Consider the following 16,418-nt stretch of genomic DNA (forward strand, 5'->3'; position numbering starts at 1 on the left):
CCACCTTTCCGAGGTGGTGGGGCCGGTGTCACATCCGCGGCTCCGGATCGGGCGTACCTTGGGGCTCATGCCTGTGCCGAGTGATCCGCATCCACACCTCCAGTCGTACGCCGACCCGCAGCGCCTGGTCACCACCGAGTGGCTGGCCGAGCACCTGGGCGACGAAGGGCTCGTGGTGGTCGAGTCCGACGAGGACGTGCTCCTCTACGACACCGGCCACATCCCCGGCGCCGTCAAGGTCGACTGGCACACCGAACTCAACGACCAGGTCACCCGCGACTACCTGGACGCCGCGAGCTTCGCCGAGCTGTGCGCCGCCAAGGGCATCGGGCGGGACGACACAGTCGTCTTCTACGGCGACAACTTCAACTGGTGGGCCGCGTACGCCCTCTGGGTCTTCTCCCTCTTCGGTCACCAGGACGTGCGGCTGCTCGACGGCGGCCGGCAGAAGTGGGTCGCCGAGGGACGGGAACTGACCCGGGACAGGGTGAGCCGGCCCCGCGCCTCGTACCCGGTGCCGGAACGCGACGACGCGCCGATCCGCGCGTACCGGGAGCAGGTCATGGACCACGTGGCGGCCGGCCGGCCGCTGGTGGACGTGCGTTCGCCGGGCGAGTACACCGGCGAGATGCTGCACATGCCGGACTACCCGCAGGAGGGCGCGCTGCGCGGCGGGCACATCCCGGGCGCGGTGAGCAAGCCGTGGAAGTCCGCCGCGAACGACGACGGCACGTTCAAGTCCGCCGACGAGCTGCGCGCCATCTACGCCGACCAGCTCGGGCTGAGCCCGTCCGACGACGTGGTGGCCTACTGCCGGATCGGTGAGCGGTCCAGCCACACCTGGTTCGTGCTGCACCACCTGCTCGGCTTCCCGCAGGTGCGCAACTACGACGGCTCGTGGACCGAGTGGGGCAACCTGGTCCGGGCTCCCGTCGTGAAGGGCGACCAGCCCGGCGGCCTGATCCGCTGAGCCGTCCCGGCCGGTCCCGCCGTGGTCGCGGCGGGACCGGCCGGTTCCGCGCCGGTCAGCGGGCGGCGATCGACAGCAGGCCGGGGACGTCGCCCGCCACCCAGTCGACTCCGCCGGTCTCCGGTCGCCACCGGGCCAGCCCGGCGTCGTAGCGGAACAGCAGCGCGCCGTCGGCGGTCCAGCCGTACACCTCGCAGCAGCCCTTGGACCGGCCCTCGCGTCCGAGGTCGAGCAGGCGGGTCACCGCGCCGGTACGGGCGTCGAGCACCGCCACGCCCTCGGCGCCGCTCATCGTGCCGGCGGCGCCCGCTGTGGTGGTCCACCCGGCCTGGCCGATCCGGTCGCCGCGCTGCCAGCCCCGTCCGTAGACCTCGTCCAGCCGGTAGCCGGGCGGCAGTTCCCCGGCGGTCACCGGCCGCCGCTCCGGCTCGCCACCGGAGGCGGGGAACCGGCGTACGGCCAGGCCGCCGTCCCCGGACCAGCCGCCGACTGTGAACAGGTCACCGGAACGGGCCGGCTCGGGCACGACGAGCGTCCAGGGATCGACCGGCAGCTTCCGTGCCGCTCCGGTGCGCCGGTCCAGCTCGTACGCGGTGTCGTTGTCCCCGACCAGCAGCCGGTCCCCGGCCCAGAGCACGTGTTCCAGGTAGCCGGCGAGCGGGTAGCGGCGGACCGCGCCGTCGGTCAGGCCGACCACGACCACCTCGCCGGTCTGCGCGAACGCGGCGATCCGGCCGTCCGGCGACAGACTGCCCGGCTTGAGCGGAGCGGCCTGGTTGCCCCCGGCGTCGCGGGTGGGCGCGAGCGTGACCACGTCGAGTTCCCGGACGATGCCGTCGTCACCGAGCACCCGGACCGGGCCGGCCTCGCCGGTCTCCGGGTCGACCGGCTGGTAGAGCGCCTGTGCCCGGCGCACCGGGCGTTCGGAGAGGCCGGAGGGGACCCGGTCGCCGAGCCGGGCCAGCGGGCCGCCGGCCTGTCCGAGCCGCTCCGGGGGCCGCTGCACCACCGGCGCGCTCGGTGCCGACGTCACAGTCGGGCGGGGCGGTGCGGCCGGTGGCGGGCCGGAGCGGTGCAGGAGCGCCGTCGTACCGCCGCCGAGCAGGACCACGGCGACGGCCGCGGCGCCGGCGGCCCGGCGGGCGCGACGGACCCGGCGGGCCCGGTCCCATCCGGCGGCGGCCGGACGAGCCGGCCGGATCTCCTCGGCGGCCCGGGTCAGCAGCCGGGTCAGCTCGGTCTCGGTCACGGGTTCGCCTCCATCCCGGTCATCAGGCCGTCTCCGGGCGTGCCCGGGGCGGGTACGACGTCGCGCAGCTTGCGCAGCGCGTCGTGGCACTGGCTCTTGACGGTGCCGACGGTGACGCCGAGCGCCTCGGCGGTGGCGACCTCGGTCAGGTCCTCGAAGTAGCGCAGCACCACGACCGCCCGCTGGCGTGGCGGCAGCCGGTCCAGCGCCGCGCGCACGGTGAGCCGCAGCGCGGCGTCGGCGTCCGCGCCCGGCCGGTCCGGCGGATACGCGCTGAGCCATTCCCGCCGTCGGCGTCGCCACCACGAGACGGCGTCGCGGTAGAGGATGGCGCGCACGTACGCGGCCGGGTCGCCGTCACGCACCGACGACCAGCGCAGCGCCAGCTTGAGCAGCGCGTCCTGGAGCAGGTCCTCGGCCTGGTGGCGGTTCCCGCAGATCAGGTACGCGGCGCGCAGCAGCCGGTGCTGGTGCGACTCGACGAAGGCGAGGTAGTCCGCCCGCCCGTCGTCCATCCGGCCTCCCTCTCCCGCGCGTTCCACCCCCCAGACGCCCCCGCACACGCAAAAGGTTGGCGGGGTTGACGGGACGGACACTGTCGGCGCTGACCGGTACGGTGAGCGCCGAAAATCCGAACCGGGAGCGCGATTGGACCGCACCTTCCAGGTCGACCTCCGTGGCGTGGTCGACCTGCTCAGTCATCACCTCTACGGCAGTCCGCGGGTGTACGTGCGCGAGCTGCTCCAGAACGCCGTCGACGCGATCACCGCGCGGCGGGCCGCCGAGCCGAAAGCCCCGGCGCGGGTCCGCATCGAGCCGCCGGAGCTGACCGGCGACGGCACACTGCGCGTGCACGACACCGGCATCGGGCTGACCGAGGCGCAGGTGCACGAGCTGCTCGCCACCATCGGCCGCAGCTCCAAGCGCGACGAGCTGGGCTTCTCCCGGCACGAGTTCCTCGGCCAGTTCGGCATCGGCCTGCTCTCCTGCTTCCTGGTCGCGGACGAGATCCGGGTGGTCACCCGGCACGCCGACGAGCCCACTGTGCTCTGGACGGGCTGGTCCGACGGGCGGTACGCGGTGCGCCTCGCCGATCCGGAGCAGGCCCGGGACGAGCCCGGCACCACGGTCACGCTGGTGCCCCGGCGCGACGCCGACCAGTGGCTCGGCGTACCCACAGTCACCGAGCTGGCCCGCCTCTACGGCAGCCTGCTGCCGGTCGACGTCCGGGTCGGTGACACGCCGACCACCGCCGGCCCGCCGCCGTGGCCGACCACGCCGGGAGCGCCGGTCGACCGCGCCGCCCTCCAGCGGTACGCGCAGGACCTGCTCGGGGTCGTCCCGTTCGACGTGGTGCCGCTGTCGGTGCCGGAGGCCGGCCTGACCGGCGTGGCGTTCATCCTGCCCACAGCGGTGAACCCGGCCGCCCGGGCCGGGCACCGGGTCTACCTGAAGCGGATGCTGCTCAGCGAGCACGCCGACGGGCTGCTGCCCGAGTGGGCCTTCTTCGCCCACTGCGTGGTCGACGCCGGCGAGCTGCGTCCCACCGCCAGCCGCGAGGCGCTCTACGAGGACGCGCTGCTCACCTCCGTCCGGGAGGCGCTCGGCGACCAGATCCGGGGCTGGCTGGTCCGGCTCGCGAAGCACGACCCGCGCCGGCTCGGCGAGTTCCTCCAGGTGCACCACCTGGGGGTCAAGGCGCTCGCCATGCACGACGACGAGATGCTGCGGCTGGTCGACCAGTGGTGGCCGATGGACACAAACGTCGGCACGATGACGCTCGCCGAGTTCCGGCAGCGCCACGGCGTGCTCCGGTACGCCGCCAGCCTGGACGAGTTCCGCCAGCTCGCCGCCGTGGCCGCCGCGCAGGATCTGGCCGTGGTCAACGGCGGCTACACGTACGACACCGAGCTGATCGAACGCCTGCCCAGTGTGGATCGGTCGGTGCTGATCGAGCGGCTGGAGCCGAGCGACCTGACCACCCGGTTCGAGATCCTCGACCCGGCGACCGAGCTGGCCCTGCGGCCGTTCCGCACCGCCGCGCAGCGGGCCCTGGAACGGCTCGGCTGCGAGGTGGTGATCCGGGCGTACGACCCGGTCTCGCTCCCCGCGCTCTACCTGCTGTCCCGCTCGGCGGCGTTCCACGACCAGCTCGCCGCCAGCCGGGACAAGGCCGACGAGCTGTGGGGCGGCGTGCTCGACGCGCTCGCCGCCACCGCCCCGCCGGACCGCCCGCAACTGGTGCTCAACCACCGCAACCCGCTGGTCCGCCGGGTCACCACGCTCGCCGACCCGGAGCTGGTCGGCCTGGCCGTCGAGGCGCTCTACGGGCAGGCGCTGCTGCTCGGGCACCACCCCATCCGGGCGGCCGACGCCGCACTGCTGAACAGTTCCTTCCTCGGCCTGCTCGGCCGGGCCGTACCGGGAGAGATCCGTGACTGACGACGACCTCTGGCGCATGCACCGCGAGATCGAATCCATGCCGTACGGCCCGGGGCAGATCGCCGCGCTGGAGCAGCTGCTGCGCCGCGCCGACGCGGGCGACGACCGGCACCTCGCCTTCGCCGCCCGGATCATCGGCACCACCGCGTACGTCTACGGCGGCGAGCCGGCGAAGTCCTTCGTCACGTTCTCCTGGTGCCTGTCCGAGTACGACAAGGATCCGCAGCCCTACCACCAGCGCTACACGCACCAGCTGCTGTGGTTCTTCAAGTACATGGTCAACGCCATGGTGAAGTTCCCGGAGCTGCCGCTGGACCGGACGTACGCGGTCCTCGACGACATGGAACGGCGCTACCGCGACTCCGGGCACTCGCTCCAGGCGGTCTACAAGCACCGCTACCTGGTGGCCGCGCACCTGGGTGACGAGGAGGCGGCGGACGGGTGGTACCGCAAGTGGATGACAACGCCCCGCGACACGCTCTCCGACTGCGCCGGCTGCGACCCGACCACGCAGGTCACGCACCTGGTGCGGCTCGGTCGTCACGAGGAGGCGGTGGCGCTGGCCGAGCCGGTGCTCGCCGGCCGGCTGACCTGTAGCGAGCAGCCACAGGGGATCCTCACCGCGCTGCTCACGCCGTACCGGGAGACCGGCCGGACCGACGCCGCACGGGACGCGCACCGGGAGGCGTACCGGCGGGTGCGCGGGCACCTCGCCGACCTGTGGGACATCGCCGACCACGTCGACTTCTGCACCGTCACCGGCAACGAGGCGCGCGCGTTGGAGCTGGTCGAGCGGCATCTGGACTGGCTGGACCGGGCGCCCACGCCGGCCGCCGCGATGCACTTCGCGGCCGCCGCCTCGGCGGCGCTGCGTCAGGTGCCGGCCGAGCTGACAGTGCACCGCCGCGCCGCAGGCGACCGGCCGGCCGCGGACGTGCCGGCGGGCGCGCTCGCCGACGAGCTGGCCGGTACGGCGACCGCCCTGGCCGAACGCTTCGACGCGCGCAACGGCACCACGCACCAGTCCGGGTTGATCGCCCGCAAGCTGGCGGCCGGGCCGGTCGGCGAGCACCTGCCGCTCTCCGCGAGCCTGCGCCGCCCGGCGGTGCCCGTGCCGCGTACCGGCCCGGATGCTCCGGTGGCCGCCGCGCAGCCGGTCACCGTGCCCGCCGACGCCGGTGCCGACGAGCTGCTGGGGCTGGCCGAGGAGTCCTGGCGCACCAACCGCCGGGACGGCCTGGCGGCGGCGCTGCGCGCGTACGACGAGCGGTTCGGTGACGCCGACGTGCCCGCGAACACCCGGGCCTGGCGGCTGGAACTGCGGGCCGGTGAGCTGTCCCAGGACGACGACGGCGTGCCGGCGGCGATCGCCGTCAACCAGGAGGCGCTCGCCGCGTGGCGGGAGGTGCCGGATCCGCTGCGCGCGCAGGTGGTGGCGGGGCGGCTCGGTGTGCTGCTCAGCATGGTCGACGAGAGCGCGGACGAAGGGCTGGCCCTGGCCCGGGAGTCGGCCGACTACCTGACCGAGAACGGCGAACCGCGTGACCGGGCCGCGGGCTGGGACCGGCTCGCCCTGGCCCATGTGCACCGCGGGCGGTGGGCGGAGGCGCTCGACGCGCTCGACCGGGCCGAGCCGGACGCCGACGCCGATCCGTGGCTGGCCGGCCGGGTCGCGCTGCACCGCACGCACGTGCTGGAACAGTTGGAGCGGGCCGACGAGTTCCGGGACGCGGCGGCGCGGTCCCGCCGGCTGGCGGGCGAGCTGGGCGACGCCGACATGCTCATCGGCGCCTGCCTGGCGTACGCGCGTGCCACCGACGACCCGGCCGACGCGGTGGCCGCCTGTGACGAGGCGCTGTCGGTCGCCCCGCCCGGCGTCCACCTGCCGCTGCGGGTGACCCGGGGCCGGGCGCTGATGGCCGCCGACCGGGCCGCCGAGGCGGTGGAGGATCTGGCCGAGGCGGTCACCCTCTGCGTCGAGCAGGGGCTCGACGGCGACGCGCTGCTGCGCTGGGAGCTGGCCGACGCGTACCGGGCGGCCGGGCGGCTGGCCGAGGCCGCCGAGGTGGCCGAGGAGGCGGTGCTCGGGCTGGACCGGGCCGGCGCGCAGGCCGAGGCGGACCGGTGCCGGCACCTGCTGGCCGGCATCTACGCGGGGCTGGGCGAGACGGACCTGGCGCTCACGGTGCTCGACAAGCTGGCCGAGAACCTGGACGGGCCGGACAATCTCCCCCACCGGGCGCAGGTGCTGGAGGAATCCGGTGGCCTGCTCTACGACGCCGACCGGGACGCCCTGGCCGCGCAGCGGTTCGCGGCGGCGGCGACCGCCTGGCGGCTGGCCGGGTATCAGGTGGACGAGCTGCGGGCCCGGCGGCGGGAACTGCTCGCCCTGCACTGGTCCGGCGACCTGCCGGCGGCGGTGGCCGCGATCGAGCGGGTGGACGAGGCGGTGGCCGCGCTCCAGGGCGAGGCCGACGAGCCGCCGGTGGTCACGTACGAGCGGGCGATGGCCGCCGACGCGGTGGCCCGGGTGCTGATCGGCGAGGACCGCCTCACCGCCGCGCTGGACCGGGTGGACGGCGTGCCGGAGCGCCTGCGGTCGATCGAGGCGTTCGGCGAGGCGGCGCAGGTCGAGGTGCTGACCGGTGAGCTGCTGCTGCGCGACGGGCGGCCGGAGCAGGCCGAAGGGCTGCTGCGCCCGGTCCTCGCCGGGCTGCCCGCCGGTTCCCGCCCGGCCACGCAGGCCGCCTGGCTGCTGGCCCGCGCGCTCGACGAGCAGGGCCGGGAGGCCGAGGCGGCGAAGGTCCGCGCCGACCACGGCATCGAGGAGGACTGAGACGGCGAGCCGGGGCAACGGTGGGTCAACCGCGGCTGCCCCGGCTCGTACGCGAGGTCTAGGCTGGGCCGGTGGCGGTGGAACAGCAGGCACGGGGGGCGGCGGGTGCGGCCCGGCGGCGGTCCCGGCGGGACGAGATCCTGGAGATCGCGGTCGGCCTCTTCGCGGCGCGCGGCTACCACGGTGTGTCGATGGACGACATCGGCGCGGCGGCCGGGGTCACCGGGCCGGCGCTCTACCACCACTTCGCCGGCAAGGAGGCGATGCTCGCCGCCGCGCTGATCCCGGTGAGCGAGGGGTTGCTCGCGGGCGGGCGGGACCGCGCCGCCGGCCACCCGGGTGATCCGCGTGCCGCACTGGAGTCGCTGATCGACTTCCATGTCGAGTTCGCGCTGGCCCATCCGGCGGTGATCGCGTTGCACCTGCACGAGCTGGACCGCCTCCCGGACGAGCCGCGCCGCCGGATCCGCCGGCTCCAGCGGATGTACGTCGAGGAGTGGGTGACCGTGCTGACCGCGCTGCACCCCGGCCTGCCCGACGGGGCGGCCCGGGTGCTCGCCCACGCGGCGTTCGGCCTGATGAACTCGACGCCGTTCCTCGGCGGCGAGGTGGACCGCCGGCGCCGGGCCGAACTGCTGCGCGGCGCGACCCTCGCGGCCCTGCTCGCGCCCACCGATCCGGCCTGACACGCCGCGCGCACCTTAACGCGTGTTAAGAAGAGACCCCGGCTTTGCGTCGAGAAGGGGTCACGTCCGTGCAGAAGATGATCGAATCGTTGTTGGTCGCGAATCGGGGGGAGATCGCGCGGCGGATCATCCGTACCGGCAGGCGGCTCGGGATCCGGACGATCGCCGTCCACTCGGAGGCCGACGGCGGGCTGCCGTTCGTGACCGAGGCGGACGAGGCGGTCTGTGTCGGCCCGGCGAACCCGGCGCAGAGCTACCGCAACGTGGAGGCGATCCTCGACGCCGCCCGTAGCACCGGCGCGCAGGCGATCCACCCCGGCTACGGCTTCCTGTCCGAGAACGCGGACTTCGCCCGTACCGTCGAAGGGTCCGGCCTGATCTGGGTCGGGCCCGGCGCGGACGCGATCAGCGCGATGGGCGACAAGATCAACGCTCGGAACCTGATGGCGGCGGCCGGGGTCCCGGTCGCGCCCGGCACCACCGAACCGGCGACCGACCTGGCCGCGGCGGTGGCCGCCGCGGAGATCGGCTACCCGGTGATGGTCAAGGCCGCCGCCGGTGGCGGCGGCATGGGCATGGGCGTGGCCGCCGACGAGACGGCGCTGCGCACCGAGTACGACAAGGTCCGTGCGTTCGCCGAGCGGATGTTCGGTGACGGGTCGGTGCTGATCGAGCGGTACTTCCCCCGGGTGCGCCACGTCGAGGTGCAGATCCTCGGCCTGGCCGACGGCCGGGTGGTGGCGCTCGGCGAGCGGGAGTGCTCGGTGCAGCGGCGCAACCAGAAGCTGGTCGAGGAGTCGCCGTCCCCGGCGGTCTCGCCCGAGTTGCGCGAGCGGTTCCTGGCCGCGGCGGTACGGGCGGGCGAGGCGGTGGGCTACCGCAACGCGGGCACCGTCGAGTGCTTGCTCGACCCTTCGACGCAGGAGTTCTTCTTCCTGGAGATGAACACGCGGCTTCAGGTCGAGCACCCGGTCACCGAGTACGTCTACGGCGTCGACCTGGTCGAGGAGCAGTTGCGGGTGGCGTCCGGCCTGGCGCCGACGTTCGACCCGGACGCGCTCACCCCGCGCGGCCACGCCATCGAGCTGCGGATCAACGCCGAGGACCCGAAGCGGTTCCTGCCCGGCCCGGGCGCGATCACCACCTGGAACGAGCCGACCGGCACCGGCGTGCGTGTCGACTCCGGCTACGTCGCCGGCAACACCGTCACGCCGTTCTACGACAGCCTGATGGCCAAGCTGATCGTCAGTGGCGCTACCCGCGAGGAGGCGGTCGAGCGGGCCCGGGCGGCGGTCGCCCAGTTCGAGATCGCCGGCCCGAAGTGCAACCTGCCGTTCTTCGCCGAGCTGCTGGAGAACCCGGAGTTCCTCTCCGGCGACTACGACACCGGCATCGTCTCCCGGATGCGCTGACGCCATCTCGGTGTCACGCTCGACTGAAGTGAGGTGAACCTGATGGCGCAACTTCCGGACTCCGTGAGCATCCGTGAGGTCGGTCCCCGCGACGGCCTCCAGAACGAGGAGCCCATTCCCACCGACGCCAAGGTGCGGCTGCTCGACGCGTTGTCCCGCACCGGCGTGCGGCGCATCGAGGCCGTCTCCTTCGTCCACCCGAAGGCGATCCCGCAGATGGCCGACGCCGACGAGGTGTGGCAGCGGGCGGAGAAGGTCGACGGCGTGCGTTACTCCGCGCTGGTGCCGAACACCCGTGGCGCGCAGCGGGCGCTGGCGGCCGGCTTCACCGAGATCGAGGTGGTGGTCTCGGCCAGCGACACGCACAACCGCCGCAACGTGAACCGCTCCACCGACGAGTCGCTCGACGACATCGCCGAGCTGATCGACCTGCTGCACGGCGCGGGCGCCACCGCCGAGGTGATCGTGGCGACCAGCTTCGGCTGCCCCTACGAGGGCGACGTGGACCCCCGCCGGGTCGCCGCGATCGTCGACCGCGTCGCCCGCGACGGCGCGGACCGCGTCGCCTTCGGCGACACCACCGGCATGGGTACGCCCCGGCGCGTCCGCGAACTGGTCACGGCGGTCCGGGACCGTAACGCCCACCTGCCGGTGCTGCTGCACTTCCACAACACCCGGGGTACCGCGCTGGCGAACATGCTCACCGCGATGGAGTTGGGCGTCACCGAGTTCGACGCCAGCGTCGGCGGCCTGGGCGGCTGCCCGTACGCCCCGGGTGCCAGCGGCAACCTGGCCACCGAGGAGGCGGTGCACATGCTGCACGACATGGGCATCGACACCGGCATCGACCTGGACGCCCTGGTCGAGGCCGCCGAGCTGGCCGAGGCCCTGGTGGGCAAGCAGCTTCCGTCCGGAGTCCTCCGAGCCGGTCCTCGCTCCCGCCTGACCCCCCTCCCCACCTGACCCTGACCTGCCCCTGCCTCTCGTTGATCAAGGAGTTTGCGTCCTCCGGGGGCCCGGATGAGGACGCGAACTCCTTGATCACGGGGGAGCGTCGGGGGCGTGGCAGGGTCGCCGGGAGCCGGGCCGGTGGGGTAGCCTAACGATCGTTCAGGTCGGTGGCGCCCTGCGCGGGCGGTGGCAACGGGGAGTCGGCGTGACGCTCGACGGTGAGGCTCTGGAGCAGCTACGCAAGCGCGCCCGCGCCGGCGGCGCGGACAAGTACCACGCGGCAAACGCCGCCAAGGGCAAGCTGTTCGCCCGCGAGCGCGTGGCCTACCTGGTCGACGAGGGCTCCTTCGTCGAGGACGGGCTCTACGCGAACGCCATGGCCGACGGGCTGCCCGCCGACGGCGTGGTCACCGGCACCGCCACCATCGACGGCCGCCAGGTCTGCCTGATGGCGAACGACTCCACGGTCAAGGCCGGCAGCTGGGGCGCGCGTACCGTCGAGAAGATCATTCGGATCATCGAGCGGGCGTACGCGACCGGCGTCCCGATGGTCTACCTGGTCGACTCGGCCGGTGCCCGGATCACCGACCAGGTCGACCTGTTCCCGGGCCGGCGCGGCGCCGGCAAGATCTTCTGGAACCAGGTCCGCGCCTCCGGCTCGATTCCGCAGGTGTGCGCGCTGTTCGGGCCGAGCGCGGCGGGCGGGGCGTACATCCCGGCGTTCTGCGACGTGGTGGCCATGGTGGACGGCAACGCCAGCATGTACCTCGGCTCCGACCGGATGGTCGAGATGGTCACCGGTGAGAAGACCACGCTGGAGGCGATGGGCGGCGCGAAGGTGCACTGCGCCGAGTCCGGCGTCGGTCACTTCCTCTGTAAGACCGAGAACGACGCGCTCGACGTGGTGCGGACCTACCTGTCGTACCTGCCGTCGAACTGGAAGCAGGACCCGCCCGCCGCCGAGGCGGTGGCCGCGCCGGAGAAGGCCGACCTGGCCGCGCTCGTGCCGGCCAGCGAGCGGCAGGCGTTCGACATGCGCCGGTACGTCAAGGGCCTGCTCGACTCCGGCAGCTTCTTCGAGATCCAGGCGCTGTGGGCCAAGGAGCTGACCATCGGGTTCGGCCGGCTCAACGGCGAGGTCGTCGGCGTGGTCGGCAACAACTCGATGTTCAAGGGCGGCGTGCTCTTCGTCGACTCGGCCGACAAGGCGACCCGGTTCGTGCAGCTCTGCGACGCGTTCAACGTGCCGCTGCTGTTCCTGTCCGACGTGCCCGGCTTCATGGTCGGCAGCGCGGTGGAGAGGCAGGGCATCATCAGGCACGGCGCGAAGATGATCACGGCGATCTCCGAGGCGACCGTACCCAAGATCTGTGTGGTGGTCCGCAAGGCGTACGGCGCGGGTCTCTACGCGATGGCCGGTCCCGGCTTCGAGCCGGACGCCACTATCGCGCTGCCCACCGCGAAGATCGCGGTGATGGGCGCGGAGGCCGCCGTCAACGCGGTCTACGCCAACAAGATCGCCGCCATTTCCGACGAGGCCGAGCGGGCCGCCTTCGTGGCCGCGAAGCGCGAGGAGTACGAGCGCGACATCGACGTGGTCCGCCTCGCCAGCGAGCTGGTGGTGGACGCGATCGTCGAGCCGCACGAGCTGCGCGCCGAGCTGGTACGCCGGTTCGCCGCCGCGCGCGGCAAGGAGCGGCACTTCTCCCGGCGCCGCCACGGCGTCACCCCCGTCTGACCCGGTAAGGAAGGGCCCCTCTTAACGCCTGGTGCATGTAAAGGGGCCCCTCCTAACGCTTCAGCCGCTCCCGGCGTCACGAGCGCCCGGCGGCCCGCCCTTTCCAGGAGGATCGACATGGACTTCCGGCTCGACGAGGAGCAGCAGGCGCTGCGGGAGAGCGTCCGGGAATTCGCCCGCGAGGTGGTCGCGCCCACCATCGCCGAGCACTACGAGCGGCACACCTTCCCGTACGAGATCGTCCGTCAGATGGGGAAGATGGGCCTGTTCGGGCTGCCCTTCGCGGAGGAGCACGGCGGCATGGGCGGCGACTACTTCGCGCTCTGCCTGGCGCTTGAGGAGCTGGCCCGGGTGGACTCCAGCGTGGCGATCACGCTGGAGGCGGCGGTGTCGCTCGGCGCGATGCCGATCTACCGGTTCGGCACCGAGGAGCAGAAGGCACAGTGGTTGCCGAGGCTGCTCAGCGGTGAGGCGCTGGCCGGGTTCGGGCTCACCGAGCCGGGCACCGGCTCGGACGCGGGCGGCACCCGGACGCGCGCGGTCCTGGACGGCGACGAGTGGGTCATAAACGGCTCGAAGGCGTTCATCACCAACTCCGGCACCGACATCACCGCGCTGGTCACCGTCACCGCCGTCACCGGTACACGGCCCGACGGCGGCAAGGAGCTGTCCACGATCATCGTGCCGTCGGGTACGCCCGGCTTCACCGTCGCGCCCGGCTACTCGAAGGTCGGCTGGAACGCCTCGGACACCCACGAGCTGACGTTCGACGACTGCCGGGTGCCGGCGGCCAACCTGCTCGGCGAGCGCGGCCGGGGCTTCGCCCAGTTCCTGCGCATCCTGGACGAGGGCCGGATCGCCATCGCGGCGCTCGCCGTCGGCCTGGCCCAGGGCTGCGTCGACGAGTCGATCAAGTACGCCAAGGAGCGCCAGGCGTTCGGTCAGCCGATCGGCAACTACCAGGCCATCCAGTTCAAGATCGCGGATATGGAGATGAAGGCGCACACGGCCCGGCTGGCCTACTACGACGCGGCGGCCCGGATGCTCGCCGGTGAGCCGTTCAAGCGCCAGGCGGCCATCGCCAAGCTGCACGCCAGCACCGTGGCCGTGGACAACGCACGCGAGGCGACGCAGATCCACGGCGGGTACGGCTTCATGAACGAGTACCCGGTGGCCCGCTTCTGGCGCGACTCCAAGATCCTGGAGATCGGTGAGGGCACCAGCGAGGTGCAGCGCATGATCATCGCGCGCGACCTCGGCATGTGACATTCACCCGCGTCCTCGTCCTGTCGGATAACGGCGATGGACGGTCGGGTGGTTGACGATGGGCTGTGGAGCGTCGGAGTCCATCCGTACTCTTCGTGCCCATGACTCCGGATCATGACCGTGCGCGGGGCCCGGGCGGTCGCGCCGGTCTGTCCGAACTGTTACGCGGGCACCGGCTCGCCGTCGGCCTGACCCAGGCCGAGCTGGCGGACCGGGCCGGCGTCGGCGTACGGACGGTCCGCGATCTGGAACGGGGCCGCGCCACCCGGCCGCAGCGCACCACAGTCGACCTGCTGGCCGACGCGCTCGGTCTGACCGGTGAGCGGCGGCGGGAGTTCGTGGACACCGCCCGGCCCGCGGCGTCCCGCCCACCCGCCACCGGTGCCTCGGACGATCCGCCGGTCGCGCTGCCCCAACCCGTACCCCTGCTGGGGCGCGAGCGGGACGCGGCGGAGGTGTCCGGCCTGCTCGACGCGTACCCGGTGGTGAGCCTGGTGGGTCTCGCCGGGGTGGGCAAGACCGCGCTGGCCGTCTCGGTCGCGCACGCGGTGGCGGCCCGGCATCCGGCGGGCGTGGCCGGAGTGCTCGTGGGCGAGGGCTCGGACACCGCCGACGTGCTCGCCGCGTCGACCTCGATGTTCGGCGTGAACCGGCTGGCCGACCTCGCCTGCCGGATCGGCGACCGGCGGGCGTTGCTGGTCGTCGACGCGGTGGACCGGGCACCGGCTGCGGTGGCCGGGGCACTGCGCGCGCTGACCGCCGCCGCGCCGACGCTGCGGGTGCTGGCGACCGGCCGTCGCCCGGTCGGCCTGCCCGGCGAGATGGTCCGGCCGGTCGCGCCGCTCGACGTGCCGCCGACCGGCGTGGATCCCGAGCACGCCACCGACCTGGACGGCTGGCCGGCGGCGGCGCTGTTCGCCGCCCGGCTCGCCCAGGTCCGCCGGGAACCACCCACAGCGGCCGAGCTGCCGGCGCTCGCCGCGCTCGTGCGCCGGCTCGGCGGACTGCCGCTGGCCATCGAGCTGATGGCGGCACGGGGACGCATCCTGGACGTCACCGAGCTGCTCGACCGCTACGGCGACCGCGTCCTGGACCTCACCGGCGTGCGCCCCGGCTGGGAGCCCGCCGGCCCGTCCACCGGCACGGTGACGCTGCGCGACGCGGTGGCGACCAGCTATCACCTGCTCGCGTCCGCCGACCGGGCGGCGCTGCGGCGGCTGTCCGCGTTCCGTAACCGCTGGTCGGTCGAGCTGGCCGAGGAACTGCTCGCCGACGGCGGCCGGCGGTGGGACGCCGCGCCCATGCTGGACCGGCTGCGCGAGCTGGGCCTGCTGAGCGTCCGGGGCACCGGCCGGTTCCGGTTCCGCCTGCTGGACGCCGTCCGTGACTTCGCCGCCGAGCAGGCCGATGTCGAGGGTGAGACCCACCGCATCCGGTCGCGCCACGCCTCGGTGATCGCCGGTCTGGTCAACCGCACCGCGCCGGGGCTGGTGGGCCCACGGATGGCCGGCGCGGTGCACGTCCTCGACGAGGCGACGAGCGACATCACCGCCGCGCTGGCGTACGCCGCGGAGCACGCGCCGGAGACGGCTCTCCTGCTCGCCGCCTCACTGCCACGATGGTGGCGGTTGCGCGGGCGGGACGTCGCCGGCCGGCAGCGGCTGCGCGGGCTGCTCGCCGATCCGCGTACCGCGGACGCCCGGCCCACGCTGCGGGCCTGGGCCATGCTCGGCGCGGCCCGGCTCGCAGTCGAGCACGGCGCGGGCGCGGAGGAACTGGCCGCGACCCGGGCCGCCCTGGTCATCTTCACCGAGGCGGGCGACGTGACCGGCGAGCTGTCCGCCCGGTCGGTGCTCTGCGCGCTCCTGCCCCGGCTCGGCGCGCACGACGAGGCCCGCGCGCAGGCCGAGGCCGCGCTGGCGGCGGCCACCCGGCACCACCGGGTACGCGAGATGGCTGTGGCCCAGGCGCACCTCACCTGGCACGACGTACGCGAAGCGAGGCTGGCCGGCGCCCGGCGGCGGCTGGCCACCGTGGACCGCCTGGCGGCGCAGTGCGGTGACCAGCGCCTGCGGGTGCAGGCGCGGGCCGATCAGGCCGAGCTGACCCGCCTGGAGGGCCGGTACGCCGAGGCGGTCGAGCAGGGGCGCCGGGTGGCTGCCGCGCTCGCGGAGCTGGGCGATCCCGGGCGGCGGCGCCGGACGATCGGCGCGGTCGGGTTGGCCCTGGCCCATGCCGGGCGGGCGGACGAGGCGCTGGCCACCGTGGCCGAGCTGTGGCCGTCGGGCGCGGTGCCGGACCGTCGCCGGCCACCGGCGGTGGAGACGCTCGACGCGCCCGGCTCGGCCGGGGACGCCCGCACCGGCGACGCGCTGCGCGGGTTGATCGAGGGACATGTGGCGTTGCGCCGGGGGGATCGGGAGCTGGCGGCGGAGTGGTTCGCCGCGGCGGCCGACGCGGCCGAGGGTGTCGCCGACCGGCGGGATCTGGTCGAGGCGCTCGTGGGGCTGGCGGTCAGCACCGCCGACCCTGGTGTGCTTGACCGGTTGGACGCGGCACGGCGGGTCACCGGCGTGAGCCTGCTGCCGCAGGAGGAGGAGTTGCTGTTCTCCCTGATGGCCCGCCGGGGGCGATGAGCGCTGCCGGCGTGGGGCGGTGGAGGGCGCGGGGGTGGCACGAGCGAAGTAGCCCCCTGGTGCTGCCCCTCGCTCCACGCTCGCGCCAGCACCCCCCGGTGCCCCCCGCGCTGCGGGAAGACTATCGAGGTCTGACCGCCGATTCGCGATACCTTGTGCTGCTTTGTCCGTCCGCTCGGCTGATTCTGCCGGTCATTCTGCCGGTGACCGACGGGTAGCCGTCGAACGGCCG

General features: G+C 73.9%; 11 protein-coding genes. 9 read left to right on the plus strand and 2 right to left on the minus strand.

The genetic code is table 11. The annotated features are described in order from the left end of the window. The first annotated feature begins 67 nt into the window (after window positions 1-67). Window positions 68-970: a sulfurtransferase gene (locus AB0D28_RS04795; RefSeq protein ID WP_357382236.1), complete on the plus strand. Its 903-nt coding sequence runs from the start codon at window positions 68-70 to the stop codon at window positions 968-970. Between the two features lie 55 nt (window positions 971-1,025). On the opposite strand, the gene AB0D28_RS04800 is transcribed toward AB0D28_RS04795, so the two are convergent. Beyond that, window positions 1,026-2,219, minus strand: a complete 1,194-nt coding sequence (locus AB0D28_RS04800; protein WP_357382238.1) for a hypothetical protein — start codon at window positions 2,217-2,219, stop codon at window positions 1,026-1,028. Further along, window positions 2,216-2,734, minus strand: a complete 519-nt coding sequence (locus AB0D28_RS04805; RefSeq protein WP_357382240.1) for a SigE family RNA polymerase sigma factor — start codon at window positions 2,732-2,734, stop codon at window positions 2,216-2,218. Before AB0D28_RS04805 ends, AB0D28_RS04800 begins: the two co-directional genes overlap by 4 nt. 133 nt (window positions 2,735-2,867) lie before the next feature. Here AB0D28_RS04805 and AB0D28_RS04810 point away from each other — a divergent pair, with 133 nt between their 5' ends. The 8 genes from AB0D28_RS04810 (at window position 2,868) to AB0D28_RS04845 (ending at window position 16,186) form a co-directional block, all read left to right on the plus strand. Beyond that, complete coding sequence (locus tag AB0D28_RS04810) at window positions 2,868-4,661, plus strand: HSP90 family protein (RefSeq protein WP_357382242.1); 1,794 nt, start codon at window positions 2,868-2,870, stop codon at window positions 4,659-4,661. Continuing rightward, window positions 4,654-7,497, plus strand: a complete 2,844-nt coding sequence (locus tag AB0D28_RS04815) for a hypothetical protein (RefSeq protein WP_357382244.1) — start codon at window positions 4,654-4,656, stop codon at window positions 7,495-7,497. The genes AB0D28_RS04810 and AB0D28_RS04815 overlap by 8 nt, the downstream gene beginning before the upstream one ends. A 71-nt stretch (window positions 7,498-7,568) precedes the next feature. After that, window positions 7,569-8,183 carry a helix-turn-helix domain-containing protein gene (locus tag AB0D28_RS04820; protein ID WP_357382246.1) on the plus strand — a complete coding sequence of 205 codons (615 nt, stop codon included), beginning with the start codon at window positions 7,569-7,571 and terminating at the stop codon, window positions 8,181-8,183. A 77-nt stretch (window positions 8,184-8,260) separates the two neighbouring features. Further along, the gene (locus tag AB0D28_RS04825; protein WP_357382316.1) at window positions 8,261-9,595 is read left to right on the plus strand and encodes a biotin carboxylase N-terminal domain-containing protein; all 1,335 of its coding nucleotides are present in this window, start codon (window positions 8,261-8,263) and stop codon (window positions 9,593-9,595) included. Between the two features lie 42 nt (window positions 9,596-9,637). Continuing rightward, window positions 9,638-10,558, plus strand: coding sequence for a hydroxymethylglutaryl-CoA lyase (locus AB0D28_RS04830; RefSeq protein WP_357382248.1), 921 nt, complete (start codon window positions 9,638-9,640; stop codon window positions 10,556-10,558). Window positions 10,559-10,751: 193 nt separating this feature from the next. Next, window positions 10,752-12,284: an acyl-CoA carboxylase subunit beta gene (locus AB0D28_RS04835; protein ID WP_269703242.1), complete on the plus strand. Its 1,533-nt coding sequence runs from the start codon at window positions 10,752-10,754 to the stop codon at window positions 12,282-12,284. 117 nt (window positions 12,285-12,401) lie between these two features. Next, complete coding sequence (locus tag AB0D28_RS04840) at window positions 12,402-13,550, plus strand: acyl-CoA dehydrogenase family protein (protein WP_357382250.1); 1,149 nt, start codon at window positions 12,402-12,404, stop codon at window positions 13,548-13,550. A 101-nt stretch (window positions 13,551-13,651) separates the two neighbouring features. Further along, window positions 13,652-16,186, plus strand: coding sequence for a helix-turn-helix domain-containing protein (locus AB0D28_RS04845; protein ID WP_357382252.1), 2,535 nt, complete (start codon window positions 13,652-13,654; stop codon window positions 16,184-16,186). The last annotated feature ends 232 nt before the right edge of the window (window positions 16,187-16,418 follow it).

It is taken from the genome of Micromonospora sp. NPDC048169 (genome assembly GCF_040652815.1).
Classification (GTDB): Bacteria; Actinomycetota; Actinomycetes; order Mycobacteriales; family Micromonosporaceae; genus Micromonospora.